Origin of the sequence: Microvirga sp., from assembly GCF_014699075.1 — a bacterium.
Taxonomy (GTDB): domain Bacteria; phylum Pseudomonadota; class Alphaproteobacteria; order Rhizobiales; family Beijerinckiaceae; genus Microvirga.
Genome location: NZ_JACXAB010000003.1, coordinates 240790 through 266661, shown reverse-complemented (window position 1 = coordinate 266661; position 25872 = coordinate 240790). Strand labels below are relative to the sequence as shown.

26 protein-coding genes and 1 tRNA gene are annotated in these 25872 nt (G+C 62.7%); 16 read left to right on the top strand and 11 right to left on the bottom strand.

Annotation, left to right across the window (positions count from 1 at the left end):
* Positions 1-3 precede the first annotated feature (3 nt).
* Complete coding sequence (miaA, locus tag IC232_RS06790) at positions 4-957, top strand: tRNA (adenosine(37)-N6)-dimethylallyltransferase MiaA (RefSeq protein ID WP_190844168.1); 954 nt, start codon at positions 4-6, stop codon at positions 955-957.
* Here the strand turns inward: miaA and IC232_RS06785 are convergent.
* Positions 914-1744, bottom strand: a complete 831-nt coding sequence (locus IC232_RS06785) for an RMD1 family protein (protein ID WP_190844167.1) — start codon at positions 1742-1744, stop codon at positions 914-916. The two genes, miaA and IC232_RS06785, sit on opposite strands and share 44 nt — an antisense overlap.
* Positions 1745-2020: 276 nt before the next feature.
* On the opposite strand from IC232_RS06785, the gene IC232_RS06780 reads away from it, so the two are divergent.
* Genes IC232_RS06780 through ilvN form a run of 4 tightly spaced genes read left to right on the top strand, consistent with a single transcriptional unit; the run spans position 2021 to position 5501 of the window.
* On the top strand, positions 2021-3793 hold the full coding sequence (locus tag IC232_RS06780; RefSeq protein ID WP_190844166.1) for an acetolactate synthase 3 large subunit: 1773 nt from the start codon (positions 2021-2023) through the stop codon (positions 3791-3793).
* Positions 3794-3847: 54 nt separating this feature from the next.
* On the top strand, positions 3848-4249 hold the full coding sequence (locus tag IC232_RS06775; RefSeq protein ID WP_190844165.1) for an endonuclease domain-containing protein: 402 nt from the start codon (positions 3848-3850) through the stop codon (positions 4247-4249).
* Entirely contained in the window at positions 4249-4929 is a 681-nt protein-coding gene (locus IC232_RS06770; protein WP_190844164.1) for a glutathione S-transferase family protein, read from the top strand. The genes IC232_RS06775 and IC232_RS06770 overlap by 1 nt, the downstream gene beginning before the upstream one ends.
* Before the next feature lie 29 nt (positions 4930-4958).
* The gene (gene ilvN / locus IC232_RS06765) at positions 4959-5501 is read left to right on the top strand and encodes an acetolactate synthase small subunit (protein WP_036350902.1); all 543 of its coding nucleotides are present in this window, start codon (positions 4959-4961) and stop codon (positions 5499-5501) included.
* Between the two features lie 62 nt (positions 5502-5563).
* Here ilvN and IC232_RS06760 read toward each other — a convergent pair whose 3' ends face one another.
* Positions 5564-6112: a DUF924 family protein gene (locus IC232_RS06760; protein ID WP_190844163.1), complete on the bottom strand. Its 549-nt coding sequence runs from the start codon at positions 6110-6112 to the stop codon at positions 5564-5566.
* A 195-nt stretch (positions 6113-6307) separates the two neighbouring features.
* Here IC232_RS06760 and ilvC point away from each other — a divergent pair, with 195 nt between their 5' ends.
* Positions 6308-7408, top strand: coding sequence for a ketol-acid reductoisomerase (ilvC, locus tag IC232_RS06755; RefSeq protein ID WP_281413357.1), 1101 nt, complete (start codon positions 6308-6310; stop codon positions 7406-7408).
* A gap of 157 nt (positions 7409-7565) precedes the next feature.
* On the top strand, positions 7566-9317 hold the full coding sequence (locus tag IC232_RS06750; protein ID WP_246812068.1) for a patatin-like phospholipase family protein: 1752 nt from the start codon (positions 7566-7568) through the stop codon (positions 9315-9317).
* Between the two features lie 21 nt (positions 9318-9338).
* Here the strand turns inward: IC232_RS06750 and IC232_RS06745 are convergent, their stop codons facing one another.
* The 3 genes from IC232_RS06745 to IC232_RS06735 all read right to left on the bottom strand — a co-directional run bounded on the left by IC232_RS06745 (position 9339) and on the right by IC232_RS06735 (position 10533).
* Entirely contained in the window at positions 9339-9560 is a 222-nt protein-coding gene (locus tag IC232_RS06745) for a hypothetical protein (RefSeq protein ID WP_190844161.1), read from the bottom strand.
* A 231-nt stretch (positions 9561-9791) separates the two neighbouring features.
* The gene (locus IC232_RS06740) at positions 9792-9947 is read right to left on the bottom strand and encodes a hypothetical protein (RefSeq protein ID WP_190844160.1); all 156 of its coding nucleotides are present in this window, start codon (positions 9945-9947) and stop codon (positions 9792-9794) included.
* A 64-nt stretch (positions 9948-10011) separates the two neighbouring features.
* Entirely contained in the window at positions 10012-10533 is a 522-nt protein-coding gene (locus tag IC232_RS06735) for a DedA family protein (RefSeq protein ID WP_190844159.1), read from the bottom strand.
* 151 nt (positions 10534-10684) lie between these two features.
* Between IC232_RS06735 and pdxY the strand changes: the two genes are divergently transcribed.
* Genes pdxY through IC232_RS06720 form a run of 3 tightly spaced genes read left to right on the top strand, consistent with a single transcriptional unit; the run spans position 10685 to position 13154 of the window.
* Complete coding sequence (gene pdxY / locus IC232_RS06730) at positions 10685-11533, top strand: pyridoxal kinase PdxY (protein WP_190844158.1); 849 nt, start codon at positions 10685-10687, stop codon at positions 11531-11533.
* Between the two features lie 5 nt (positions 11534-11538).
* Complete coding sequence (locus tag IC232_RS06725) at positions 11539-12444, top strand: PhzF family phenazine biosynthesis protein (RefSeq protein ID WP_190844157.1); 906 nt, start codon at positions 11539-11541, stop codon at positions 12442-12444.
* The gene (locus IC232_RS06720) at positions 12441-13154 is read left to right on the top strand and encodes an NUDIX hydrolase (RefSeq protein ID WP_190844156.1); all 714 of its coding nucleotides are present in this window, start codon (positions 12441-12443) and stop codon (positions 13152-13154) included. The genes IC232_RS06725 and IC232_RS06720 overlap by 4 nt, the downstream gene beginning before the upstream one ends.
* On the opposite strand, the gene IC232_RS06715 is transcribed toward IC232_RS06720, so the two are convergent.
* Complete coding sequence (locus IC232_RS06715; RefSeq protein ID WP_190844155.1) at positions 13145-13450, bottom strand: hypothetical protein; 306 nt, start codon at positions 13448-13450, stop codon at positions 13145-13147. The two genes, IC232_RS06720 and IC232_RS06715, sit on opposite strands and share 10 nt — an antisense overlap.
* Positions 13451-13874: 424 nt before the next feature.
* Here IC232_RS06715 and IC232_RS06710 point away from each other — a divergent pair, with 424 nt between their 5' ends.
* Both IC232_RS06710 and IC232_RS06705 read left to right on the top strand, forming a co-directional pair.
* Positions 13875-15437, top strand: a complete 1563-nt coding sequence (locus IC232_RS06710) for a 2-isopropylmalate synthase (protein ID WP_190844154.1) — start codon at positions 13875-13877, stop codon at positions 15435-15437.
* 246 nt (positions 15438-15683) lie between these two features.
* A tRNA-Lys gene (locus IC232_RS06705) sits at positions 15684-15759 on the top strand.
* 123 nt (positions 15760-15882) lie between these two features.
* Here IC232_RS06705 and IC232_RS06700 read toward each other — a convergent pair.
* Positions 15883-16266 (bottom strand): hypothetical protein, encoded by a 384-nt coding sequence (locus IC232_RS06700; protein WP_190844153.1) that lies wholly within the window; start codon positions 16264-16266, stop codon positions 15883-15885.
* Between the two features lie 343 nt (positions 16267-16609).
* Between IC232_RS06700 and hemN the strand changes: the two genes are divergently transcribed.
* Entirely contained in the window at positions 16610-17962 is a 1353-nt protein-coding gene (hemN, locus tag IC232_RS06695) for an oxygen-independent coproporphyrinogen III oxidase (protein WP_190844152.1), read from the top strand.
* A 12-nt stretch (positions 17963-17974) separates the two neighbouring features.
* On the opposite strand, the gene IC232_RS06690 is transcribed toward hemN, so the two are convergent.
* Positions 17975-18433: a MarR family winged helix-turn-helix transcriptional regulator gene (locus tag IC232_RS06690; RefSeq protein ID WP_190844151.1), complete on the bottom strand. Its 459-nt coding sequence runs from the start codon at positions 18431-18433 to the stop codon at positions 17975-17977.
* A gap of 59 nt (positions 18434-18492) precedes the next feature.
* On the opposite strand from IC232_RS06690, the gene hmgA reads away from it, so the two are divergent.
* The 3 genes from hmgA to IC232_RS06675 all read left to right on the top strand — a co-directional run bounded on the left by hmgA (position 18493) and on the right by IC232_RS06675 (position 22327).
* A complete protein-coding gene (hmgA, locus tag IC232_RS06685) occupies positions 18493-19848 on the top strand; it encodes a homogentisate 1,2-dioxygenase (RefSeq protein ID WP_190844150.1) in 1356 nt (451 codons plus the stop codon).
* Between the two features lie 218 nt (positions 19849-20066).
* A complete protein-coding gene (locus tag IC232_RS06680; protein ID WP_190844149.1) occupies positions 20067-20231 on the top strand; it encodes a hypothetical protein in 165 nt (54 codons plus the stop codon).
* A gap of 215 nt (positions 20232-20446) precedes the next feature.
* On the top strand, positions 20447-22327 hold the full coding sequence (locus IC232_RS06675; RefSeq protein ID WP_246812067.1) for a tetratricopeptide repeat protein: 1881 nt from the start codon (positions 20447-20449) through the stop codon (positions 22325-22327).
* Positions 22328-22346: 19 nt separating this feature from the next.
* Here the strand turns inward: IC232_RS06675 and IC232_RS06670 are convergent, their stop codons facing one another.
* From IC232_RS06670 to tam, 3 genes are all read right to left on the bottom strand, one after another.
* Complete coding sequence (locus tag IC232_RS06670) at positions 22347-24251, bottom strand: CHASE2 domain-containing protein (RefSeq protein ID WP_190844148.1); 1905 nt, start codon at positions 24249-24251, stop codon at positions 22347-22349.
* Between the two features lie 6 nt (positions 24252-24257).
* Positions 24258-24770, bottom strand: a complete 513-nt coding sequence (locus IC232_RS06665) for a FecR family protein (RefSeq protein WP_190844343.1) — start codon at positions 24768-24770, stop codon at positions 24258-24260.
* Between the two features lie 175 nt (positions 24771-24945).
* Entirely contained in the window at positions 24946-25719 is a 774-nt protein-coding gene (tam, locus tag IC232_RS06660; protein WP_190844147.1) for a trans-aconitate 2-methyltransferase, read from the bottom strand.
* Positions 25720-25872: the final 153 nt, after the last annotated feature.

The following is a 25872-nucleotide window of genomic DNA, read 5'->3' as shown; positions in this document are numbered from 1 at the left end:
GCTGTGAGTGACGTTCGGGTCGGCGCGGTTCTCATCGCAGGGCCGACCGCATCAGGCAAGTCCGCTCTCGGCATCAGGCTGGCCCAAGCCCTCGATGGCGTGGTGATCAATGCCGATTCCATGCAGGTTTACCGGGATCTGCGCGTCATCACGGCCCGTCCCGCGCCGCAGGACGAGGCCGAGGCACCGCACCGCCTCTATGGCCATGTGGATGCCGCCGTGAACTTCTCCGTCGGGCGCTATGTGGCGGATGCCGTCACGGTCCTGCGGGAGAGCGAAGGCACGAAGCTGCCGATTTTCGTCGGCGGCACGGGCCTCTACTTCAAGGCGCTGACGGAGGGGCTGTCCGACATGCCGCCCGTTCCGGATGAGGTGCGCGAGCAGGTGCGCCGGGACAGCGAGGGACTTGAGACGCCCGAGCTTCACCGCCTCCTCCTTGAACGCGACTCCGAGACGGCCCGGACCTTGCGGCCCTCCGACCGGCTGCGCGTGCAGCGGGCTCTCGAAATCTTCGCTGCCACCGGTCGCCCACTTGTGTCTTTCCATGGCGCTCGCGAGCCGGGACCTCTGGCGGATCGCCCCGTCGTCAAGCTCTTCCTCGCCCCGGACAGGGACGAATTGCGTTGGCGGATTGACCGGCGTTTCGAGCTCATGATGCAGCAGGGAGCGCTCGATGAGGTGAGGGCCTTGGGTGAGCGAAACCTCGACCCCATGCTGCCGGCCATGCGCGCCCATGGCGTTCCCAGTCTCCTGGCTTACCTGCGCGGCGAGACCTCGCTTGATGAGGCCATTGCCAAAGGACAGGGAGATACGAGGCGCTATGCCAAGCGTCAGTTCACCTGGTTCCGGCATCAACTGCCGGATTGGCAGTGGGTCGAGCCCGAACAGGGTTTCGAGGCCGTGATGGCCCGCATCAATGCCCCGTCAGATAGCCCACGGCCATCTGATAGAAGGTGATGAAGATCTCGAACACGATCAGGAGGACGATGATCAGTTCGAGGCGTAAGGACCGTTCGGTGTCGATGATATCGGTCAGGGCCTGCGCGGTGTCGCCGAGCACCTCCAGCTTGCGGTGGAGTGCGGCTGCGCGTTCCTTCAACTCGTATTCGTCTTCGAGACGGGCATAGAGACGTTCCAGGTCGGGTCGGTCCCACAGCACGTCCGGCTTTTCCTCCACGGCCACGCCTCCCGACATGCGCTGACGCACAAGCAGGGCGTGACCGACCTGCTTGAGGATCCTGCGGCGGTCGCGCGGGCGGCGTCCCTTTTCGGCGAGGTGTTGAACGGAGGGCTCGACCAGCTCGAAGGCGGCGGTAGCCTCCCGCTCGTCCCGGGCGAGGGTGGCGCTCTTCGACAGGGCATCCGCGATGACGAGCAGCCGCTCGGTAGACATCTGCTTGATATAGATCGGGCCGCCCGGAGGGATCTGGTCGTCCCGGTCGGGCGAGATCTCGATGATGGCGGTTTCTTCCTCATGACGGGCGAACTCGCCGGAGATACGCTGGCGCAGGCTGCGGATGACCTCGTCTTCCTCCAGAGGCGTGAGGCCGACCAGAACCGCCACGCCGTAGCGGAACAGGGCCACGAAGCCGTCCTGGCCAGCCCGGAAGGCGAGGGGTGTCGTGGACAGGACGTCGCTGCGCTCGAGCCCCGCGACATCGAGGCGGTCGCCTAAGAGGAGCGCGCGAGCGGTAAGGCGCAGGTTCTGCACCGGCGACTTTGTGGAAGAGGTGGTGTCGGTCATGGTCATACGACTAAAATAGGGGGCTTAGCGTAAAAGCTAAGCCGCTCGGAGCCAAGTTGCCCCCGCTTGACCGAATGAAATGGATCGTTTAGCGTCTGCGCAACTTTCGAACCTAAGAGCTGCCCCAATGCGCAAGCTTATTCTCGTAGTACGAGCGCCATCGACGGAGCGGGATTGACCCGCATCTCCGGCGATGGCGCACAGGCCCCCTCAGGGGCCTTTTTTATTGCCCAGATTTCTTGAGACACAGCAGACGAGACCGACGGAGCAAGACCCATGAGCGAGACGATGACCGGAGCCGAAATGGTGATCCGAGCCCTGCAGGATCAGGGAGTCGAGCATATCTTCGGCTATCCGGGCGGCGCGGTTCTCCCCATCTATGATGCGCTGTTTCATCAGGAGGCGGTGCGGCACGTGCTTGTCCGTCACGAGCAGGGCGCTGTTCACGCAGCCGAGGGTTATGCCCGCTCCTCCGGCAAGCCCGGCGTGGTGCTGGTGACGTCGGGTCCGGGCGCCACGAATGCGATCACGGGTCTTGCCGATGCCATGATGGACTCGATCCCGCTGGTCTGCATCACCGGTCAGGTGCCGACCCATCTCATCGGCTCGGACGCATTCCAGGAATGCGACACGGTGGGCATCACGCGCCACTGCACGAAGCACAACTACCTCGTCAAATCGATCGAGGACCTGCCTCGGGTTCTGCACGAGGCTTTCTACGTGGCCCAGAATGGCCGCCCGGGCCCGGTTGTGGTCGATCTGCCGAAGGACATCCAGTTCAAGACCGGTTCCTACGTGCGGCCCTTGAGCAACCAGCACAAGACCTACCGCCCCACCGTGAAGGGCGACATGGAGCACATCCGCGCGGCCATCGAGCTGATGGCCAATGCCAAGCGCCCGGTCTTCTACACGGGCGGCGGCGTGGTCAATTCCGGACCGCATGCGGCGACGCTGCTGCGCGAACTCGTGAGGCTCACGGGCTTTCCCATCACCTCGACCCTGATGGGCCTGGGTGCCTATCCGGCCTCCGACAGGCAGTGGCTCGGCATGCTCGGCATGCACGGCACCTACGAGGCCAATCTCGCGATGCATGAATGCGACGTGATGATCAACATCGGGGCGCGCTTCGACGACCGTATTACGGGACGCCTCGATGCGTTCTCACCCTTCTCCAAGCGCATCCACGTGGACATCGATCCGTCGTCCATCAACAAGACCGTGAAGGTGGACATCCCGATCGTCGGCGACTGCGCCCATGTGCTGGAAGACATGGTGCGCCTGTGGCGGCAGGGCGCGCATCAGGCCGACAAGGTGGCGCTGAAGGATTGGTGGGGCAAGATCGAGGGCTGGCGCGCGCGCAACTGCCTTGGGTTCCGCAACTCGACTGAAACCATCAAGCCGCAACATGCGATCCAGCGTCTCTACGAACTCACCAAGGACCGTGAGACCTATGTCACGACGGAAGTGGGCCAGCACCAGATGTGGGCCGCCCAGTACTTCAAATTCGAGGAGCCGAACCGCTGGATGACCTCGGGCGGCCACGGCACCATGGGCTACGGCCTGCCGGCTGCCGTCGGCGCGCAGCTCGCGCATCCCGATGCGCTGGTGATCGACATCGCGGGCGAAGCCTCGATCCAGATGATGCTGCAGGAGATGTCCACCGCGCTGCAGTACAACTTGCCGATCAAGGTCTTCATCCTCAACAACGAATACATGGGCATGGTGCGCCAGTGGCAGGAGTTGCTGCATGGCGGACGCTACTCGCACAGCTATTCGGAGTCGCTGCCTGATTTCGTGAAGCTCGCCGAGGCCTATGGCGGCGTCGGCATCCGCTGCGACAATCCCGGCGATCTTGATGCGAAGATCCTCGAGATGATCAACGTGAACCGCCCGGTGATCTTCGACTGCCTTGTCGACAAGACCGAGAACTGCTTCCCGATGATCCCATCGGGCAAGGCGCATAACGAGATGCTGCTCAATGATTACCTCGGCGAGACGGGGGCCGATATCGGCTCCGTGATCGACGAGAAGGGCAAGATGCTGGTTTGATGAGGAACCCCTCTCCCGAGTGGGAGAGGGGCAGGGGTGAGGGAAGGCCGTTTCATGGTCAAGGAGCCACGGCAATTTGCACGCAACCTGCGCAAGGTTCCGACCTCTGCGGAGGATGTGCTGTGGCAGGCTCTCCGTGGAAGGCGCTTCCAAGGCCTTAAGTTCAGGCGGCAGGTGCCGCTCCTGAAGTACACGGTCGATTTTCTCTGCTTGGAGAGAAAGTTGGTTGTCGAATTAGATGGAAAACAGCATGGATGGTTCGCGGAGTATGATGCTCGGCGAACGGAGGAGATTAATGGCCATGGCTTCGAACTTCTCCGGTTCACCAACCATGATGTGCTGAATGATCTTGAATTTGTATTGCTGAAGATCGCAGAGGCAGTGACTTCTCCTGAACCCTCTTACCCTCACCCCTGGCCCCTCTCCCACACGGGAGAGGGGAAAGGAGATCTTTGATGCCCACGCTCGTCATCGCCAACAAGTGCTACTCGTCCTGGTCGCTGCGTCCCTGGCTGCTTATGAAGCAGCTTGGGATTCCGTTCGACGAGATCACCATTCCGCTCGACCTGCCGGAGACCAAGGAAAACGTGCTCAAGCACTCGCCGGCCGGCAAGGTGCCGGTCCTGATCGATGGCGATCTGACCGTGTGGGAGAGCATCGCTATCATGGAATATGTCGGCGATGTTTATGGTGCGCCCGTATGGCCCGAGGACCGCAAGGCTCGTGCGATGGCGCGCTCCGTGGCGGCCGAGATGCATGCCGGGTTCATGGGGCTGCGGTCCGCCTGTCCGATGAATCTCGGCAAGAAATATGCCTCGAGGGATCGAGGCGAAGCCGTTGCTCGGGATGTTGCCCGCTTCAGCGAGATCGTGCGTCAAGCGCGGGAGCGCTTCGGTGCTGGCGGTCCGTTCCTCTTCGGCGCATTCTCGGCGGCGGATGCCATGTATGCGCCGCTTGCGACCCGCCTTGACACCTATTCCATCGCTCTCGATGCCACGACACGCGCCTATGTGAATACGATTCTGTCGCTGCCGGCCTTCCAGGAGTGGCGCTCTGCTGCTCTCAATGAGGAGTGGATCGTCGCCGTGGACGAGGTCGATGAAGATCCAATCAAAAACTACCGCAAGGCGGCTTGAGGCTTGAAGAACGTTCGGGAAACCAGACCATGCTCCAGATGAAAACCCACTATCCCGATGCGACCCGCGTCGAGCCCTCCCACCGGCGCACGCTCGCCATCATCGTCGACAACGAGCCGGGCGTTCTCGCCCGCATTGCGGGCTTGTTCTCGGGCCGCGGCTACAACATCGAGAGCCTGACCGTCACTGAGACGGAGCACGAGGCGCATATTTCGCGCATCACCATCGTGACCACGGGCACAGACAGCATCATCCAGCAGATCAAGAGTCAGCTCGAGCGCCTCGTGCCGGTGCATCGTGTGGTCGACCTCACCCTGACGGGCGAGGCTGTCGAGCGCGAACTCTGCCTCGTCAAGGTGGTGGGCAAGGGCGACCATCGCGTGGAGGCCATGCGGCTGGCCTCTGCCTTCGGCGCCCGCACGCTCGATGCGACGCTGACTTCCTTCGTGTACGAGTTGACCGGCACGACGGACGAGGTCGAGCGCTTCATCAAGCTGATGACGGCGGTCGGTCTTGTGGAAGTCTCCCGCACCGGTGTGGCTGCGATGGCGCGCGGCGCGGAAGGGATGTGATGCGCCAGCTCAGAAGATGAGCATCGGACCCAAAAGTGGTGCCCACTTCTGGGTCCGATGCTCTAGCCCCTGAAGTCGCTCTCCTTCAGGAATGCCTCCTCCTCGGGTGTCGTCTCACGACCCAGGATGGCGTTGCGGTGGGGGAAGCGGCCGAAGCGGGCGACGATGTCGTGGTGATGGTGGGCATACTTGATCGAATCTTCGACGCCGAGGGCTTCGTTCAGAGACACCGAGCGCTCCTGGTCCGCCAGGGATTCGGAGTGCATGAAGGGCAGGTAGAAGAACCGGCGGAACTGCGGTTCCACCTTGTGGTCGAAGCCCCGCTCGATGGCGCGGTCGGCGGCCATCACGGCAACCGGGTCGGTCTTATAGGTCTCGCGCTGGCCCCGGAACATGTTCCGGGGAAACTGGTCGAGAAGGAGAATGACGGCGAGAGCCCCATCCGGGGTGAGCTCCCACTCGTTGAGATCGCCTCGCGCGGCGGCCTCATAGGTGGGCATGAAACGGTCGCGGCAGGCTTGGTCGAAGGTCTCGTCCTTCGAAAACCACTTGTCCGGGCCGGCTTCGCGCCAGAAAGAGATGACTTCGTCGGGAGTGGCAAGGCGCTGCATGCGGCTTCGTCCTTCTCAGGTGAAAGATGAGATTCCAATCTAGAGCATTGGGGAGCTGTTTGAACTCTCCGGGCTCGGATCGTTTGAGCAAAACGGTTTCGCCCTGCAGCCAACGCAGGGAAGAGTCGCAGTTTTGCTACAAACAACAGCTTGTCAGCGCAGTTTTATTCGCTAAAAGCGGCGCCTGATAATTCAATGTTGCGCCTAGTCCACCAAGGCGGTGCAGCGTCAACGAACCCGGGGCGAGTGCTCCTAAGACAAGGGACTTGGAAGGCCATGCGTGTCTATTACGATCGCGACGCAGATATCAACCTGATCAAGGGCAAGAAGGTCGCCATCGTCGGCTATGGCAGCCAGGGCCATGCCCATACGCTGAACCTGCGCGATTCCGGCGTGAAGGACATCGTGGTGGCGCTGCGCAAGGGCTCGCCCTCCGCGGCCAAGGCCGAGAAGGCCGGCATCAAGGTCATGGAAGTGGCCGAGGCCGCCAAGTGGGCCGACGTGGTCATGATGCTGACCCCCGATGAGCTGCAGGCCGACATCTACCGCAACGACCTTCAGGACAACATGAAGCAGGGAGCCGCGCTCCTCTTCGCCCACGGCCTCAACGTCCACTTCAACCTCATCGAGCCCCGTAAGGACCTCGACGTGCTCATGGTCGCCCCCAAGGGCCCCGGCCACACGGTGCGCTCCGAGTACCAGCGCGGCGGCGGCGTGCCGACCCTGATCGCGATCCACCAGGACGCCACGGGCAATGCTCATGACATCGCGCTCTCCTACGCCTCCGCCAATGGCGGCGGCCGCGCCGGCATCATCGAGACCAGCTTCAAGGAAGAGTGCGAGACCGACCTCTTCGGCGAGCAGGTTGTGCTCTGCGGCGGTCTCGTGGAGCTGATCAAAGCCGGCTTCGAGACCCTGACCGAGGCAGGCTACGCCCCGGAGATGGCCTATTTCGAGTGCCTCCACGAGGTGAAGCTCATCGTCGACCTCATCTACGAGGGCGGCATTGCCAACATGAACTACTCGATCTCGAACACTGCCGAGTTCGGCGAGTACGTCACCGGCCCGCGCATCATTACGGCCGAGACCAAGGCCGAGATGAAGCGCGTTCTGGAAGACATCCAGTCGGGCAAGTTCACCCGCGACTGGATGCTCGAGAACAAGGTCAACCAGACCTCTTTCAAGGCAACCCGCGCCCGCAACGCCGCACACCCCATCGAGGATGTCGGCTCCCGCCTGCGCGACATGATGCCGTGGATCAAGGAAAAGGCTCTGGTCGACAAGAGCCGGAACTAAGACTTAGCAAGCGCGCGGATCTGCATCGCGGCCTCCTGAAAAGGAGCGTGTGACAGATCCGCGCTGTTTGATAATTTGTTACATGAATTCAGGTGTAACAGTTTGTCAGTCGGGCCGGTTGTAGATAATGGGTTCCGTAACGGAAGTTGACGGGCCCATGAGTGCAGCGAGCTTGATGGAAGATGTGCCGGAATACGATATGCCGCTTTGGGCAGATCTGGATCCGGTTGCGCGTCTGGAGCTTCAGGCCGAGCTCCAGCGCATTGTGCTTCCAGGAGGCGAAGTCCTCTTTGAAGAAGGTGACCCGGCGGATGCGCTCTACATGCTCGTCTCCGGTGCGCTGGGCGTTTCGGTCCAGGGCAGCCATGGTGAGCAGCGGCGGATCGCCCGCATCTCTCCGCCCGAGACCATTGGTGAGATGGCCCTCATCTCCAATACGCCGCGCTCAGCCACCGTCACAGCCCTTCGCGACTCCATTCTGTTCAAGCTGACCCGCACGGCGTTCGAGCGCCTCGCCGCCCGTTGGCCCTCGGTCATGCTTTATCTGTCGAAGCTTCTGGCCGACCGGCTGCGGGCGACAACGCGAAGCCAGCCCGTCACGTTCACCCCAGCGACCTTTGCCATCGTTCCGGTCACGCAAGGGGTTGCGGTCCTCGATTTCGCGCATGCCTTTCTTGGGGAAATGCGCCGCAATCATGGATCAGGCGTCGAGTTGCTTGATGCGATGCCCGTCCATGAGGACGAGAATTGGCTCTATCGTTTTGAGGCCGGCCGGGAACGGGTCATCTATGTTGCCTCCGAGCCGTCAGGAACATGGACAGGGCGCTGCATTCGCCACGCCGATCATATCATCTTTCTGGCCTGTCCGGGCGAGCCCCTGGTCCCCGAGGCGGAGGCGCTGACCTGTGCCATGTCGTCCTGGCGGCGTCATGACCTCGTGCTGCTTCAGAAGGCGGATGCCTCCCGTCCGACGCCGGCGCATCCGTCACTCGGCCGCCTTCCTGTGGACCAGCAGATTCATGTGCGGGCAAAAGGCTCGGCCGATCTGCAGCGCCTCATCCGCACATCGAGCGGGCGTGCCGTCGGATTGGTGCTGGCCGGGGGAGGGGCCCGGGGCTTCGCCCATCTGGGGGCTATTCAGGCCCTGAGCGAACACGGCTTCCCAATCGATCTCGTTGGCGGCACCAGCATTGGGTCCGTCATGGCGGCAACGGCCGCCGCCCAGATCGGACTCCAGGAGGCCAAGGACCTCATGAGGGAAGCCTTCGTCCGGAATCCGCCGCTGAACGACTACACGCTCCCCCTCGTGTCGCTGGTGCGGGGGCGCAAGGTCGATGCGAGGCTGTTCGAGCAGTTCGGCGACCGGAACATCGAGGATCTCTGGCTGCCGTTCTTCTGCGTTTCGTCGAATCTGACGACCGGCACAGCTCATGTGCACCGTCGGGGTCCGCTTTGGCGCGCCTTGAGAGCGAGCATTGCCATCCCCGGTCTGCTGCCGCCGGTCATCGAGCCGGAAGGTGTGCTCGTGGACGGTGCCATGATGAACAACCTGCCGGCAGACATCATGGCCGACCTGCAGAGAGGCCCTGTGCTCGGCATCGATGTGGCCCGGGACGTCGCCTTCACCACGGCAAGCGAGGAGGAGAAGAAAGCGCCCCTCCTGCGTCGCCTCCTTGGCCTTCCGGTTCAGGCGCCGGATATCGTCAGCCTGCTCTACCGGGCCGCTACGATTTCCAGCGATGCCCAGACGCTCAAGGCCCGGGCTCATGCTGCCCTCGTCATCCATCCTCCGCTGGCCGACGTGCCGCTGCGGGGCTGGGAGCATTTCGACAGGGTGGTGGAGATCGGTTACAAGCACACACGGGACAGCATCGAGGCGGGCGCTCTCGATGGGTTCAAGGTTGCTTGAGGATCATCCTCGGTTTCGATGCTACAGGCGGTGCCACGTCATGGCAGCCGCAATCCATAGAAGGCAGAGGACGAGACCCAGCCTTTCCGAGCGGTGGCGCCAGAACTGGTAGACGGCATATCCGCTCCCCAGAGCCAGGATCAGGCACCAAACATCCTGTGCCAGATGGTTGACCTTCGTCGGGCCGATCAGGGGCTGCGCTGCGCTCCAGCCCTCCGCCATCCAGAATATGGAATAGACCAAGGACCCAAAGCTCCAGACGCAAGGCCACCAGAGAGCCGGCAGGCCTGCGGCGAGCGGGTTTGTCCCCTCTGAGGACAGAGGCGTCGGTGCGAGATCTGAATAGGAGTCCGAGGCAGAAATGGTCACAGCAGGGCTTCGCGATGTTATAGCTAAGGCAATAACATCGCGGAACGCCGCTGTGACCTATGGAAACAGGTAGGTAACGGGGTCGAACGGAGCGGACTTCAGCGTTTACTGCTGATTGCTCTTCGTGTTCTGCGCCTTGTTGTTGTCCTGCTTGCCGGGGTCCTTACGGTTCTTCATCGTGCCGCCGGAGCCGCGGGTATGATCGTCGGGGTGCTTCTTGCTCTCGCCGGAATTGTCGCCGTTCATCTTGCCTTTGCCCATGAAGGCCTCCTCTCGTGATGGAGGTTAATGAGCCCTCCGACCTGAGGTTCCCGGGTGCGCGGCACTACCACAGCAGGTATTGCGCCAGCCCCGCACCGGGCGCGAGGATCACGAAGGCCCAGACGGAGGCGGAGGCCAGGTTGGCGGCTTGGAACAGAACGCCCGGCATCAGGAAGATGCCGGCGATCAGGGCGATGACCGCCCGGATGGGGCCGAAGAAGCGCCCCAGGAACACGGCCCAGGGGCCGAAGCGCTGGAAGAAGTCTTCTCCCCGCACGATCAGCTTGGGGTTGCGGGACAAGGGCCAGACTCCATAGGCGGCCTTCTTGTAGCGCTGGCCGACAGCATAGGAGACCCAGTTGCCCAAAAAGGCGCCGCAGACGGCGCCGGTCCAAGCCTGCCAGAATGGGATGTCCGCCGCGGCCAGGATAAAACCTACGGCGATCAGGATCGTCATGGTGGGCAGCAGCAGGGACACGAAGGCAAGCGATTCGGCAAAGGTCATCAGCCCGAGCACGAAGGGGGCATAGGCTTGGTTGGCCTGAACAAATTCCAGGACGCTGTTCTTCCAAAGCTCGATATCCATGAATCCGATCCGGGTCCTTTATCATTGAGGGCATATAAGCATTTGGGGCGGATCAGACAGACCCAATGGCATCCTTGATGGATAGGATCACATCACGAGATTTGAAGCAGGGCCCGTGTTGCGCTAACTCGGGACCAAGGGGGCAAGAGCCATGAACGTTCTCTCGATCCAATCCCATGTCGCCTATGGACACGTGGGTAACGCCTCGGCGGTCTTTCCGATGCAGCGCCTCGGCGTCGAGGTGTGGCCCATCCATACGGTGCAGTTCTCGAACCACACCGGCTACGGCTCCTGGAAGGGCCGCGTGTTCGATGGACCCGCCATCGAGGATCTGGTGGAGGGTATCGCCGAACGGGGCGTTCTCGGCCGCTGCGACGGGGTTCTCTCCGGCTATATGGGCTCGGCCGATATCGGCAACGCCATCCTGTCCGCCGTCGCGCGGGTGCGGTCTCTCAACCCCGATGCTCTCTATTGCTGCGATCCGGTGATCGGCGATGTGGGGCGCGGCGTGTTCGTGCGCCCCGGCATTCCGGAATTCATGCGCGAGCAGGCTGTGCCCGCAGCAGACATCATCACGCCGAACCAGTTCGAGCTGGATTATCTGTCTGGCCTCACGGCACAGACGCTCGACGATGTGAAGCAGGCGGTCGCGATCGTGCAGGGCATGGGTCCCAAGGTCATTCTCGTCACCTCCGTCGAAACGAAGGAAACGCCGTCCGACAGCGTCGATCTCATCGCGGGCGAGAGCGGGCGCTTCTGGCGCGTGAGGACGCCGAAGCTGTCGCTCTCCGTCAACGGGGCAGGGGATGCCATCGCGGCGCTCTTCTTCGTTCACTATGCCCGCTCGCGCTCCGCACCGACGGCTCTTGCCGAAGCCTCGGCCTCTGTCTACGGCCTGCTCAAGCGCACGGAAGTGGCAGGCTCCCGCGAAATCCTGACGATTGCCGCGCAAGATGAATTCGTCTCGCCCACCCGTCGCTTTGATGTTGAAGAGGTTTGATCCGCATGCCACGCCGCTTTGTCACCCTCGATGTCTTCACGGGCGAGCGCTTCGCCGGCAATCCTCTCGCGGTTGTGCTCGACGCCGAGGGGCTCGACACGGCGGCGATGCAGAGGATCACGAAGGAGTTCAATCTCTCCGAGACCGTCTTCGTCTTGCCTGCATCCGAGCCGCGTCAGCGCGCCGACATTCGCATCTTCACCCCGGCGCGCGAGCTGCCGTTCGCAGGGCATCCAACCGTGGGCACGGCTGTGTTGCTGGCGCTGCTCGATCAGGATGGTCAGCCGGGCGCGGTGGCCTTCGGCCTCAAGGAGCAGGTCGGCATCGTGCCCTGCGCGGTCGAGGTGATGGATGAGGTGAGCGGCGCAGCGCGCTTCCGCCTGCCGCGCCTGCCCTTCGTCTGGGGCGAGGGCAAGGACTCGACGACATGCGCTTGGGCGCTTGGTCTCGACCCGACGGAGATCGGTTTCGATCGCCATGTGCCGAGCCGCCATTCGGCAGGCGTCGCGTATGATCTCGTGCCTGTTGCGTCGCTCCAAGCCCTGGCCAAGGCCAAGCCACAGGGTGAGGCTTTCGACAAGGCGTTCGGCGACAGCGATCACCCGGCACCTTACGTTTATGCCCGCATCCATCAGACGGATGGTTTGCGCTTCCGTACCCGCATGTTCGGGCTGGGCATGGGAATTGCGGAAGATCCGGCGACCGGCTCCGCCGCTGCGGCTTTCGCCGGTGCCCTCATGCAATGTGAGCCCTTAGGGAACGGCGAGCACAACATCGTTATCGAGCAGGGCGTCGAGATGGGGCGCCCGAGCGAGATTTGCTTGCAGATGGTGATCAAGGATGGAGCACTCGTGTCCGCTGAGATCGGCGGCGGCGCCGTGATGGTGAGCCGCGGCGAGATTTTCGCGTGAACCGTGAGATCGAGATCCGGCGCGTCTCCCGGGTCGAGGCGTGCTGCCGCCCCTTCGATTGGACTTGGCCCAAGCAGAACCGGGACTTCATCGAGGAGAACTGGAAGCGGCGCACGGCGGGCAAGCCGCAGATGTTCAACGGTCGCGTGCTGCTGCTGCAGGATGTCGTCTTCGAGCAGGACCTGTGCCGCAACACCTATTTCGAAGTGGATTACGCCGACTTCGTCGCCTGGATCGACAAGGGCTATCCCGATCCTGCCATCGCCAACGGGTTCGCCATGGGGGCGCTGCGCGGATCGGACGGCGCCTACATCTGCGGCGTGATGGGCAGTGGGACGACGAATGCCGGCCGTGTCTATTTCGCGGCCGGCACGCCGGATCCTTCCGATCTGCGCCCCGACGGCACCGTCGACCTTGCCACCAGTCTGACCCGAGAGCTTGCGGAGGAGACGGGTCTTCACGAGGGCGACTACCACGTTGATGACGAATGGATCATCGTCCAGCGCTGGCCGACCATCGCCCTCTTGCGCATGGTGACCCTGCCGGTGACGGCCGAGGAGGGAGCGGCAAGGATCCGCGCCAACATCGCCCGGCAATACGAGCCCGAACTGCAGGATGTGCGCATCATCCGCGGGGCCGAGGACATCGACCCCGAGCGGATGCCGCTCTTCCTGCAATCGTTCTTCGGCTGGATCTTCGATCAGAGATAGCCGTGCCGCGCCTTCGTGGCGTTGACCATCCGCACCGCCTCCGCATCGCGCCCGGCGGCACAGGCCGCCTCGGCCTGAGCGATCTCCCGGTCCACACGGTTATAGACGGATTGGTTGACATGCCCTGTAGCCAGGTCGTTGCTCATGACCGCGCGGTAACGGCTGATTTCGCCATTGCAGCCGGTACCGGTGCTGCCGGCCATCACGCTGGTGCCGGTTGGGGCCGAGGCGGTCTGATTGCAGGCGGCCAGAGCCAGGGCGCCGGTCAGGAGCAGGGCAGGGGTGACGATCTTCATGAGTGCATCTCCTCAAAGGGCTCGCGAGCGAGGAATAAAGGCCAAGCTTCGTCTGTTCTAGGGCACTTTCCCGGGAGACCAGTGTTGCTGCGCTTCGAGTTATAACCCATCCAATAGTCGAGCCTTCTCTTTTCATTTGTTTCAACGGCTTGCCATTCGAGAGGAGCGCCGTTACAAACGACCCCGTTGTTCGCGGCTCAAAGCCCGCGGCCATGGAGGATTCGGGCAGCGATGATCATCGGCTTCCCCAGCGCAAGGATGAACGGCACCGCTTTCGCGGCCGATCGCGCGCGTCTTCTTGGCCTCCTTCTCCTTAGCCGCCCCTGAGGGTCGGCTGGGCGTTGCCGCCTGGGCTCTCAGGGGTTCTGGACAAGCAGGAACAACCTTGAGCCTTGAGGCTCCTCCTCCGAGAAGGACTACACGAATGACCTCTTCCGTATCCGGCGCCGTTAAGGACCGCGTTCTGATCTTCGACACCACCCTGCGCGACGGCGAGCAGTGCCCGGGCGCCACCATGACCCTGGAGGAGAAGCTCGAGGTTGCCGAGCTGCTCGACACCATGGGCGTCGACATCATCGAGGCGGGCTTTCCCATCGCATCGAACGGCGACTTCGAAGCCGTTGCCTTGATCGCCAAGCAGGTGAAGCGCGCGACCGTCGCCGGCCTTGCCCGCGCCATCTCGGCCGACATCGCCCGCGCCGGTGAGGCCGTGCGCCATGCAGCGCGCCCGCGCATCCACACCTTCGTGTCCACGTCACCGATTCACTTGGCGCACCAAATGCGCAAGTCGGAAGAGGAGGTGCTGGAGATCATCACCACGACGGTGACCCAGGCGCGCAACCTGATCGAGGATATCGAGTGGTCCGCCATGGACGCCACCCGCACCCCGATCGACTATCTGTGCCGCTGCGTGGAAGCCGCGATCAAGGCTGGCGCCACCACCATCAACCTGCCGGACACGGTGGGCTATGCCACGCCCGACGAATACCGCGCCATGTTCCGGGCGGTGCGCGAGCGGGTGCCGAACGCCGACAAGGCGATCTTCTCGGCCCATTGCCACAACGATCTCGGCCTCGCGGTCGCCAATTCCCTGGCGGCGTTGGAAGGCGGAGCGCGGCAGATCGAGTGCACCCTCAACGGCATCGGCGAACGCGCCGGCAATGCGGCTCTGGAAGAGATCGTCATGGCGATCAAGACCCGTGGCGACGTGCTGCCCTACGAGACCGGCATCGAAGCCACCATGCTGACGCGCGCGTCGAAGCTGGCGTCTGCCGCCACCTCGTTCCCGGTGCAGTACAACAAGGCCATCGTCGGCCGGAACGCCTTCGCGCATGAGAGTGGCATCCACCAGGACGGCATGCTCAAGAATGCCCAGACCTACGAGATCATGACGCCCGAGAGCGTCGGCGTTTCCAAGACCTCTCTGGTCATGGGCAAGCATTCCGGTCGCGCGGCCTTCCGCAACAAGCTCGAAGAACTGGGCTACAGCCTCTCGGACAACCAGTTCCAGGATGCCTTCGAGCGGTTCAAGGAACTCGCCGACCGCAAGAAGCACGTCTACGATGAGGACATCGAGGCGCTGGTCGACCAGAACATCGCCATGGCCCATGACCGGATCAAGCTGGTCTCGCTCCACATCGTGGCCGGCACTCGCGGGCCCCAGCGCGCTACCATGCGGCTCCAGGTCGATGACAAGATCGTTGTGGAGGAGCAGGAGGGCAACGGCCCGGTGGATGCCACCTTCAATGTCATCAAGGCCCTTGTACCTCATGAGGCGGTGCTGGAACTCTACCAGGTCCATGCCGTCACCGAGGGAACGGATGCCCAGGCCGAGGTGTCGGTTCGCCTCTCGGCCGACGACCGCAGCGTCACCTCCCGGGCTGCCGACCCGGACACCCTGGTGGCCTCCGCCCAGGCTTATCTGGGAGCCCTCAACAAGCTCATGAGCCGGGGCGCCCGCCTGCACGCCCAGCACGCGGCGGAATGACTGAACGGAAAAGGCCCGCTCTGCGGGCCTCTTTCTTGAGCAAGCCTAGGTTTATCGAACCCTCAAGCTTTGAGGGTTCGCTTTAAGGCCGGCTAGTGCAATAAATTTGCTGTGCAGCCCAAGCTCTTGGAAAAATCCGCCCCCGAGCCGAAAACCTCGCTTGCAGGGGCTAGACAGGCCCCACCCGGTTTGTTACACGCACGGCCTCTTCAGCGGACATCGCGCCGCTGAATTCGCTTCGGCGATGGGTGATTAGCTCAGTTGGTAGAGCAGCTGACTCTTAATCAGCGGGTCGTAGGTTCGAGCCCTACATCACCCACCAATTACCGCAAACAGCTCCATGAAGTTTCACTTTATGTGATCGGCTGTTTCGCGTCTTCGAGGCTGAGAGTTTCCGTCAATAGAGGAATCCCTGCACGTCCTGCGAAGTAAGCCTTCGAGGAGCCTAGCTCGGCTTGTCCGTATGCCCGTCTGGCAATGCGAGATGTTCGTTCAGGATCCGCACGATCCTGACGATGTCATTTCTCGGGATTGCGAAAGCGACGGGGCCGTAGGACGGGTGATCGAACGCGAGCAGCGAGCCGTCGATGCTTGCGACCTGCACATACCAGGGCGGCTCGGTCACGGTTTCCACCGTCTTTCCGTCCAGCGGAACCTTCTGGGAGCCCTCCACCATGCGGGATCTCGCCTGGCCCAGCAGTTGGATCAGCTTGGTGAGCTGCTTGAGGTCAAGCCCAACCGGGTGAGATGGCCCTGCTGCGGAGCCGACCTCGATCGTCACCGTTTGACGGTCGTCGGAGACCTTCACGCCCACCCTTGCTTCGGCCATGACACACGCCTCCATCCTCATTCGGGTCATGTGGTCCACGGCAGTGAATTCAACCGGGCACAGCCCGAATGGGCTCTCCGTACCGCTAAAGTGGTGGAGCTCCGCCCGCGCTGCTTCTCGAGCAAGCGGCAAGCTGTCTCATCGATAGGCGTAGGAAAACATCCTCATAAGGCTGAGCTTCCTGAAACATTCTGCGGGAATGGCATGGCCGAGCCTGAGTAGCCGCGCCTTGTACCCGGACTTGACCGAGGTCAAAGAACCCAGGCGCCGAGCCCGCTACAACCGTGGATCAGACCTGCGATGCAATGCGATATCGCGGCACGTTTATCCTGCGAGAGCCTCGATGAGAGACGACCTGAGAGCGCAATATGGCGAGGAGCGGCTTCCCCGCTACACGAGCTATCCCACGGCGCCGCAATTTTCGGATGCCATCGGTCAGGAAGCCTATGGGCAATGGCTGACCTCTCTCCCGGAGGATGTCACAGCGTCCCTCTACCTTCATGTCCCGTTCTGCCGCTCCATGTGCTGGTATTGCGGCTGCCACACCACCATCACCCAACGCGATGCGCCGATCATCGACTATGTCGCCGTTCTACGGCGTGAAATCGAGCTTGTGGCGGATCGGCTGAGCCGTCCTCTGGCCGTGCGGCATGTGCATTTCGGCGGCGGAACCCCGACCATCATGGAGCCGTCCGAGCTTCTCGCCCTTGTGGCCCTCATGAGGCAGAGATTTGCTCTCGACAGCTCCGCCGAAGTCGCAATCGAGATTGATCCGCGCACCTTGACGAGGGCTATGTCGAAAGCTCTCGGAGAGGCGGGCGTCACGCGTGCAAGCCTGGGCGTCCAGAGCTTCGACCCGGTCGTGCAGCGGGCGATCAACCGCATTCAGAGCTTCGAGCAGACGGCGCGTGCGACGGACGGCCTGCGGGAAGCGGGCATCCACGGCATCAACTTCGATCTTATCTACGGCCTGCCGCACCAGACGGTGGAGTCCTGCATCGAGACGGTCCGGCAGAGCACCGCGCTTCGTCCGGACCGGTTCTCCGTCTTCGGCTATGCGCATGTGCCGTCGTTCAAGAAGCACCAGCGCAAGATCGACGAGGCGGCGCTGCCTGATGGCGAAGCGCGCTATGCCCAGGCTGAGGCCATTGCCGAGGCGTTGATGAGCGCCGGATACCGCCGGATCGGCCTCGATCATTATGCCTTGCCGGACGATTCCATGGTGCAGGCTCAGGTCCACGGCGTGCTGCATCGGAACTTCCAGGGCTACACGACGGACACGAGCGACGTGCTGATCGGCTTCGGCGCTTCCGCCATTGGCCGGCTGACCCAGGGCTATGCCCAAAATGAGGTCGTGCTCGGGCGCTATGCCGAGCGCATCGTGCGTGGGGAACTCGCGACGGTGAAAGGCTATGCCCTGACGGCCGACGATCGCCTGCGGGCCGATCTGATCGAGCGTGTCATGTGCGACTTCCAGGTTGATGTGGGCCAGATCTGCCGCCGGCACGAGACCTCTCCCGCAGCCATCCTGCGGGCAATCCCGAAGTTGCGCGCGTTGCAGGACGATGGAGTGATCCGTCTGGAGGGCGAGGTGCTGTCGGTCAACGACAACGCCCGCTTCCTGGTCAGGAGCGTGGCTTCGGCTTTCGACGCCTATCTCGGCGCCTCCGGACGCACCCATAGCCGTGCGGTTTGACCGCGCGGGGCGTCAGGCCCGGTCGTCCTCGGGTTCTCCAGCGACCTCTACGACAGCTTCAAGGCGTCGCAAGGCGGTGAGAAGAGGTCCGGCATCGGACCCGAGCTGTTGAAGAAGGCGGCGCTCGAAGGCGAGCGCCTTGGGCACGATCTGCCGGTAGGCGCTCTCGCCCTGGGCGGTGAGCGTCAGGATCTCCTCACGCCTGTCCGCCTCGCTCGCGCGTCGCCTGAGCCAGCGCCGCTCCTCCAGCGCCCGCACCGCCCGGCTCACCTTGGTCTTGTGCATGGCCGAGTGCCGGCCGATGGCCTTGGCGCTCATCTGTTCGAATTGCCCCAGTGTGGCCAGCACCCGCCATTCCGGGATCGTCAGGTCGTGGTGCGGGCCATAGACGGATCGGAAATCCTGGGAGACGGCGGCCGCGATTCGGTTCAGCCGGTAGGGCAGGAAGGCTTCGAGCTGGAGTTTGGCCATCGGATTGTTGGTTACAAAATGGACAGTTAAATTTGTGACCAACTGTGGAGGTCATGCCCATGAATGTCCAGAACCCGCCTCTTAACCAGACTTCCGAGAGGATCGAGAGCGCCATCCAGCCCGGCTACATGTCCGGCTTCGGCAATGGCTTCGAGACGGAAGCGCTCCCCGGCGCCTTGCCTATCGGGCGCAACTCGCCCCAGAAATGCGCCTACGGGCTCTATGCCGAGCAGCTCTCCGGCTCGCCCTTCACGGCGCCGCGCACCACCAACGAGCGCACCTGGCTCTACCGCATTCGCCCAACCGTGTCCCATTGGGGCCAGTTCCGGAAGGCCGATAGTGGCCTGTGGCGCACGGCACCGGCCACCGAGGTGGAGATGCCGATCGCGCCCATGCGCTGGGACCCGATCCCGATCCCGGACGAGCCCGTCTCCTTCCTGGAAGGCATCCACACCATTACCACCGCAGGCGATGCCGGCTCCCAGGCCGGGATGGGCGCGCATGTCTATCTCATCACCCGCTCGATGGTGGATGAGTATTTCTACAACGCCGATGGCGAACTGCTGTTCGTGCCGCAGCAGGGCTCGCTCCGGCTGTGGACCGAGTTCGGCATCATCGACATTGAGCCGGGCGAGATCGCCGTCGTTCCGCGTGGCGTGAAGATCCGCGTGGAGCTCAGCGATGGCCCGGCCCGCGGCTATCTGTGCGAGAACTACGGTGGCGCCTTCACCCTGCCGGAGCGTGGGCCGATCGGCGCCAACTGCCTGGCCAATCCGCGCGATTTCCTCACGCCGGTTGCGGCCTACGAGGACCGGGATGCGCCGTCTAAGATGTACGTGAAATGGGGCGGCACCCTGTGGGTGGCCGACATGGACCACTCGCCTCTCGATGTGGTCGCCTGGCACGGCAACTACGCGCCCTACAAGTATGACCTGCGCCGCTACTCGCCGGTGGGGCCGGTTCTTTACGATCATGCGGATCCGTCGATCTTCACGGTGCTCACCTCGCCGTCCGAGACGCCCGGCACGGCCAACATCGACTTCGTGATCTTTCCCGAGCGCTGGCTGGTGGCGGAGAACACCTTCCGGCCGCCGTGGTACCACATGAACGTGATGAGCGAATTCATGGGCCTGATCTATGGCGTCTACGATGCCAAGACCGGCGGCGGCTTCGTGCCGGGTGGCATGTCGCTGCACAACACCATGCTGCCGCACGGGCCGGATATGGATGCGTTCGAGAAAGCGAGCAATGTGGAGCTGAAACCCCACAAGCTCGAAGGTACATTGGCGTTCATGTTCGAGACGCGCTTCCCGCAGAAGGTGACGGCATTCGCGGCCGAGACGGAGTCGCTGCAGAAGGAGTATGCTTCCTACGGCCACAAGCTGAAGAAGCACTTCAATCCGAACCAACGCTGATCAAAGCAATACTCTATGAGAGCCGTCAGGATCCTGGATCCTGACGGCTTCGCTTTTTGAGCCGCAGGTTGTCCATTGCGTCACGTGGCAGCTATATCGTTGCGGTCGTTTGATTATGCGGGCCTGCCACATTGCAGCCGCACTGCAACGCTTTGCTTCCCCTACAGGCACCGGCAACGCGTGTCTGCAGCACAAAGGAAATGCGGAACAAGCTGCTGATGAAATTGGAACGAAAGAACCACTCGCTCTCGCCGGACACGAACAACGTTCTGGCCGAACTCGAACGCACACTCGTTGCGTCCATTGCGTTGATGAAGCGCCTGAGGCGCCAGAGAAGGCGCTCCGATCGCATGACGCAGTCAGCTGAGCAGCGCAGCGTCTGAGCAAAGCCATTCAGTTGCGGCCCTGCGGGCAGGGGACTAGATCCCCTGCAGAGCTATTGTGCTACTGGCACGCACCCGATCCTTAATTTGCAACAATAATTCTTTCGAGAACGGTAAATTTCGACACGAATTTCTCCGACACAAGTGTGCCACTGAGCACCGACGCGATGAACCGTCGTGACTATTCTCCTGATCGCTATAGGGAGGATCTGTTCATGACGACCTTCAACGCTCACCATCGTGTCCGCTCCTCGCGATCCGCTTTTCTCGCAGCAACGGCCGCTCTGGCCCTGCTGGCAGGAAGTGCGGCCTTCGCATGTCCGCTCGGCAACCATGACTCTCCGCGGGTTCGCATGCTGCATGCCCTGCAGAAGCCTAACCATCACGGCTCCGGGCATCATATGTCGGTTGCACAGCTGCAGCCGCAGATGAAGGACGTTCAACCGAAGCGCACGGAGCTCGGCACTTACAGTCGCGATCTGCCGCGCGGTGCCGCTGCCCCCACGTCTGACATCAAGCCTCCGCTGCGCGACAATCTCGGTACGCTCTCCTGGCCGGCGACGAAGAGTCCCGACGGAGAGGCTCAGGCCTATTTCAATCAGGGCTACCGTCTGGGCTGGGGCTTCAATCATGCGGAAGCGGCGCGCGCCTTCAGGGCTGCGCAGGAACTCGACCCGAACTGCGCCATGTGCCTTTGGGGTGAGGCCTGGGTGCTCGGCCCGCACATCAACTATCCAATGGATGCAGATGCCAATACGCGTGCTCTCGCGGTGCTTGAGAAGGCGCGGGGTTTAGCCCCCGCTCAAGGAGACATGCAGGCTGCTCTGGTAGAGGCGCTCTCAAAACGGCACTCGCCCGATCCTAAGGCTGACCGCAAGGCTCTGGATCAGGCTTATGCCGATGCCATGGAGGCAATTCAGGCGCGCTTCCCTGGCGATCCGAATGTGGCGGTTCTCACGGCCGATGCCCTCATGAATCTGACTCCGTGGGATTATTGGGCTGATGGCGGCAGGACGCCCAAAGGCAAGACCGAAAAGATCGTCACTTTGCTGGAAGGCGTGCTCGGAACGGCGCCATCCAGCTCGATCGAAGCCAATCCGGATCATCCTGGCGCCGTTCATCTCTACATCCACACGGTGGAAGCATCGGACCGTCCGGAGCGAGCCGCTCCTCATGCAGCCCGTCTGGAAAGCTTGATGCCAGGAGCAGGTCATCTGGTGCATATGCCGAGCCACATCTGGTACCGCGTCGGACGCTGGCGGGACAGTCTCGATGCCAATGTGCGTGCGGCGGCAGCCGATGAGGCGATTGTCAATGAGGGCGGCGCCAGCCTGCTCTATTCCGAGGCATATTATGCGCATAACGTTCACTTCCTGATGGTCTCGGCCCTGACCGGCGGCGATGGCGCAACAGCAGTGGACGCGGCAAAGAAACTTTCAGGGATCGTGTCCGAGCGTGCGCAGCGTGAGGTGCCTTGGACCCAGCCGATCACGGCAGCGCCCTACAATGTCCATGCAGTATTCTCGAAGCCTGAGGACGTGTTGGCCCTGCCTACACCTGATGGTGATTTCCCGTATGTCAAAGCCGCATGGCACTATGCACGCGGTGTTGCCCTGGCCCGTCTCGGGAGAGCCGATGAGGCTCGTGTGGAGGCCGGCGCCATAGATACATTGGCAAAGCGGCCTGAGATCATGGCTCTGCCCGATGCCGGCGTGCCGGGGCCGGACGTGCTCTCGATTGCGGTGCACGAGATCGAGGCCAGAATTGCGCAGCATGCCGGCGAGCAGGCCCAGGCTGCGGCGCTGTTCGCGGAAGCTGCGACGATCCAGGACAGGCTGCCCTACATGGAGCCGCCCTACTGGTACTACCCCGTGCACCAATCCCTTGGAGCGGCCTTGATGGCACAGGGTAAGCCCGCTGAAGCGGCGACGGCGTTCCGCGAGGCGCTGCATCGCTCACCGAACAACGGCTGGGCGGCCGCGGGGCTGCTTCGTGCAGCCGAGGCGCAGGGCGATCAGGCAACCGTTGAGGAAGCCAAGTCACTCATGCAGAAGAACTGGTTTGGAACGGGCATGCCGGCTCCCGAACAGCTCTGAACCAGAAGCTCAATGACGATCAGGATGGGCTCCGGTGACGTTCACCGGAGCCCGAATGCACGTTTAGGTGCTTCCTGCGCCAGAGCCAGATCGGAATGGAACCGGACCGGCCTCGGATCGCCGTCGCAAAGGTTCCTTCCAGGAAACCGGATTCGAGAATTGAACAGGCATCGCCAGCCGCGCGGTGAAGATCGTCGCTCAGGGCCACATCGGCATGGTGCGATGCGGCGACTTCCATCAACCGGCTCGCCACATTAACCGTGTCGCCGATGGCCGTGATGTGCTGATGGCTGTCTCCGCCGAGGCGGGATGCGATGATTTCCCCGAAATGGGCGCCAATCTTGAAACCGATCTCGGAGGTGATCGGATCAGGCAATTCCGCCATCCATTCTTCCATTCGCTGACAGAGGCCGACGCAGGCCTCCACGGCATGGCAGGCGTCTTCAGGCGAGGCATCCGGCAACCCGAACAGGATCATTGCGCCATCGCCCATGAAGCTGGCAACAATGCCTTGGTGGCGCAACGCTTCCTGATCCACGAGAGCGTGAAAGCCACGCAGCATCTCGCGGGTTTCGTCGAGAGGCAGAAGCTCGCTCAAACCCGTGAATCCCGACAGATCGATGAAGATCATGGCTGCCTTCTGGCGCACCGGCTTCATGAGGAAAGCAGGGTCTTCGGCGAGCCTCTTGGTGAGACTCGGGGCCTGGAAACGGCGCAAAGTCCTGCTCTGCACGCTGAGCCTGTCGGCGCGGCGCCTGTCGAGCCATAGCTCCGTCGCACCAAAGACGATGGCCGGAGGCAAAGCCGCCAACAGCGGAAGGGTGGCGCTGAGCCAGATGCCTTGCGTGAAAGCCGCGAAGGTCAATCCGATCCATGCGGCTGTGACGCCGCCGATGATCGCAAAGCCCCAGATGCCGCGATGCCAGGCGAGGAGCAGAACGAACAGGATCGGCATCAGAATAGCCACACACCCATCGATGAGCCGCACGCGACCGTCGCGCACCAATCCATCACCCTCCAAGAGATGCGCCATCGCGGTTGCCAGAACTTCGACGCCCGGCAACACCGGATCAAAGGGTGTCGGAAAGGCGTCGCCGCCTCCCGTCACCGTCGCGCCGATCACCACAAGTCGGTCCCGAAACGCATCTTCATCCGCCTGTCCGTTCAGGACGTCGCTGGCACTGATGGTGCGAATGGTGCCGGACGGGCCATAAAAGCGGAGGGCAAGCGCGTATCCGGCGTCAGTGCTTGTTGCCACGCCGCCGATAGCAACTTCGCCTGCTCGGAGAACAGGGTCACGCCCCATGGCAACAGACACGGTGCGCAGCGGGAAAGACGGGATGATCTGAGAGTCTGAGCGCACCAGAAGCGGAATGTGCCGCGGCACCCCGGACGGATCGGTGGCGATGTTCACGACGCCGATTGCCGAGGCGCTGGCCAGAGAGCCGATCGGCAGGAGGAGTCTCTGGACCGTGGGAAGGTCGTCGGGCGCTGTTCTTGCAGGGGCAGGAGCATGTTGCGTGCTGCGCTCGAACAGGCCAGCGGCCGCCAAGACGCCCCGCGTCTCTCCCAGAGCCTTGGCAAGCGCAAGATCACCCTCCGCCGGACCCGGGTCGACGAAAAGGATGTCGAGCGCGACGGCCTTCGGATGCATGCGTCCCACATTCGAGACGAGCTTCGCCATCGTGGTGCGGGGCAGGGGATAGGCGCCGACCTGCTGCGCTGTCTGGTCATCGATGGCCAGGATCGTGATGCCGTCCGGTGCCGGGCGCGGGCCTTGAACTACAAATCGCAGGTCGGTGAGGGGAGCCTCCAGCCGATCGAGAAGAGCGGAGCCGCCCTGCCAATGGAAGAAGGCCAGCCCCGCACCCCAGAGACCTGCCAGGGCAGCGGCGACCAGCGGAATGGCATATCGCCTTCTCATGAAGGCTCAACGTCCGAGGCGGGCGAGGAGGGCGGCCGCGCGGGCGGCGGGCCAGCGCCGCACGACCAGGGGTGTCGCGCCGGCCTCCACATCGACACCCTGTCCAGGCCCGAGACTGACGCCCCGGGTGTTGCCTGCGACTCGCCGCACCGCAACCTGCCCCGTCACCACGAAGACGGATGTCCGGGTGCCGCTCACGTCGACGACCCATTGCGTGCCGCGCACGGCGGCGATGGCCTGCGGGGTCATGATCTGGAATCCCTGCCGCGCGGATTGCGCCGGGGCATCGATGAAGATGGCGCGGCCCTGCAGGTTCACCGCGTCGGGCTGGCTGTCGTGGTTCCGGTCCACGAGGTTGTAGGCCGCTCCCGCTTCAGCCTCGATGGTGAGGCCGTCACGGCAGCGCAGAATCTGCCGCTGCGAACCTGCTGCTGTTTGAAGCACGCAGCCGATCCCCTGAGCCAGCGCAGTTTCACTCCATGACAGATGCATCAGAGTGCACAGAAGGACGAGCCGCATGGCAGCAGGGGAGACTGCCCGGTCACTTGTCCATCTCCATGTCATGATGTTTCTCCGCTGCCAAAGAACTGGCTGTCGTCCTGGAGGACTCAAGGACGCCTTTCGTCTGTAATATGGAGGATTCGGGATAGCGAGCGATGTGCCGGATGTCACCCTTCGGAGGGCGTGTCAGACCTCACTGTTTTTGAGCAACCATAAACAGGCGTGGAAAGCGCAGAAGAACCCTGCCGTCCCGTTGAGCCGGATAGGCCTTCTCGATCTCTGCGTGATATTGATCCAGAAACCCGGATTGCTCCTCTGGCGAGAGAGGATCGAGATAGGGCCTCAGCCCCGTACCTTTGAGCCACTCGACGATGGCCGCCGCATCCGCCAGGGGATGAACATAGGTCGTCTGCCACAGATCCGCCGAGCATCCCGCCTCAAGCAGCCAGGAATAGTAATCCTCAAACGATCCGATCTCCTCCCGGGAAACGGACGCATCTTTGAGCTTCCCCGCCCAGGGCCCCTCCTGCGCGACCTTCCGCATGAGCCTGTGCGAGGGCTCATGCAGGTTGTTGGGCATCTGAACGGCAAGGCAGCCTCCTGCTTCCAGAGAAGAGGCGAGGCGTGCAAGCAGGCGCCGATGGTCGGGCAGCCATTGCAGGACGGCGTTGGCGAAGACCAGATCGTAGCGCTCGTCCGGACTCCAAGTCGCAATATCCGCCTCCTGGAAACTGACCTCCGGCACACGAAGTCGCGCCTTGGCGAGCATATCGGGCGAGTTGTCGACGCCGAGCACGCGCGCATCGGGGTAGCGCCTGACGATCAATTCCGTGCTGTTTCCGGGGCCGCACCCGATATCGACGGCACTGCGGATCTCCCTCAAGGGAACACGGCCGATCAAGTCGATCGCAGGCCGTGTCCGCTCGTCTTCGAATTTGAGGTATTGTCCAGCATTCCAATCTGCCAATGCGGGCCTCCTTGATCCTATGATTCCAAAGCCGGCGGGGAATGCATTCCCTGCCATAGGCTCGATCCATAAAGCCAAGCATGGGGTTGATCGGACCTGCAAGAGAAAGATTCGAAATCGCCAACAGCAGGCGATGCTGCACTGCGCCAATCC

What these genes read in the sequence shown, in the direction of transcription:
- ilvN (WP_036350902.1), top strand. Translation starts at nt 4,959, where the DNA reads ATGCTCCAGATGAAAACCCACTATCCCGATGCGACCCGCGTCGAGCCC.
- IC232_RS06770 (WP_190844164.1), top strand. Translation starts at nt 4,249, where the DNA reads ATGCCCACGCTCGTCATCGCCAACAAGTGCTACTCGTCCTGGTCGCTG.
- IC232_RS06740 (WP_190844160.1), bottom strand. Translation starts at nt 9,947, where the DNA reads ATGGGCAAAGGCAAGATGAACGGCGACAATTCCGGCGAGAGCAAGAAG.
- IC232_RS06715 (WP_190844155.1), bottom strand. Translation starts at nt 13,450, where the DNA reads ATGAAGATCGTCACCCCTGCCCTGCTCCTGACCGGCGCCCTGGCTCTG.
- IC232_RS06700 (WP_190844153.1), bottom strand. Translation starts at nt 16,266, where the DNA reads ATGGCCGAAGCAAGGGTGGGCGTGAAGGTCTCCGACGACCGTCAAACG.
- ilvC (WP_281413357.1), top strand. Translation starts at nt 6,308, where the DNA reads ATGTTGCGCCTAGTCCACCAAGGCGGTGCAGCGTCAACGAACCCGGGG.
- IC232_RS06775 (WP_190844165.1), top strand. Translation starts at nt 3,848, where the DNA reads ATGGTCAAGGAGCCACGGCAATTTGCACGCAACCTGCGCAAGGTTCCG.
- IC232_RS06680 (WP_190844149.1), top strand. Translation starts at nt 20,067, where the DNA reads ATGAAATTGGAACGAAAGAACCACTCGCTCTCGCCGGACACGAACAAC.
- IC232_RS06675 (WP_246812067.1), top strand. Translation starts at nt 20,447, where the DNA reads ATGACGACCTTCAACGCTCACCATCGTGTCCGCTCCTCGCGATCCGCT.
- hemN (WP_190844152.1), top strand. Translation starts at nt 16,610, where the DNA reads ATGAGAGACGACCTGAGAGCGCAATATGGCGAGGAGCGGCTTCCCCGC.
- IC232_RS06710 (WP_190844154.1), top strand. Translation starts at nt 13,875, where the DNA reads ATGACCTCTTCCGTATCCGGCGCCGTTAAGGACCGCGTTCTGATCTTC.
- IC232_RS06785 (WP_190844167.1), bottom strand. Translation starts at nt 1,744, where the DNA reads ATGACCGACACCACCTCTTCCACAAAGTCGCCGGTGCAGAACCTGCGC.
- IC232_RS06670 (WP_190844148.1), bottom strand. Translation starts at nt 24,251, where the DNA reads ATGAGAAGGCGATATGCCATTCCGCTGGTCGCCGCTGCCCTGGCAGGT.
- IC232_RS06665 (WP_190844343.1), bottom strand. Translation starts at nt 24,770, where the DNA reads ATGCGGCTCGTCCTTCTGTGCACTCTGATGCATCTGTCATGGAGTGAA.
- hmgA (WP_190844150.1), top strand. Translation starts at nt 18,493, where the DNA reads ATGAATGTCCAGAACCCGCCTCTTAACCAGACTTCCGAGAGGATCGAG.
- IC232_RS06780 (WP_190844166.1), top strand. Translation starts at nt 2,021, where the DNA reads ATGAGCGAGACGATGACCGGAGCCGAAATGGTGATCCGAGCCCTGCAG.
- IC232_RS06690 (WP_190844151.1), bottom strand. Translation starts at nt 18,433, where the DNA reads ATGGCCAAACTCCAGCTCGAAGCCTTCCTGCCCTACCGGCTGAACCGA.
- IC232_RS06735 (WP_190844159.1), bottom strand. Translation starts at nt 10,533, where the DNA reads ATGGATATCGAGCTTTGGAAGAACAGCGTCCTGGAATTTGTTCAGGCC.
- IC232_RS06725 (WP_190844157.1), top strand. Translation starts at nt 11,539, where the DNA reads ATGCCACGCCGCTTTGTCACCCTCGATGTCTTCACGGGCGAGCGCTTC.
- IC232_RS06750 (WP_246812068.1), top strand. Translation starts at nt 7,566, where the DNA reads ATGAGTGCAGCGAGCTTGATGGAAGATGTGCCGGAATACGATATGCCG.
- IC232_RS06760 (WP_190844163.1), bottom strand. Translation starts at nt 6,112, where the DNA reads ATGCAGCGCCTTGCCACTCCCGACGAAGTCATCTCTTTCTGGCGCGAA.
- pdxY (WP_190844158.1), top strand. Translation starts at nt 10,685, where the DNA reads ATGAACGTTCTCTCGATCCAATCCCATGTCGCCTATGGACACGTGGGT.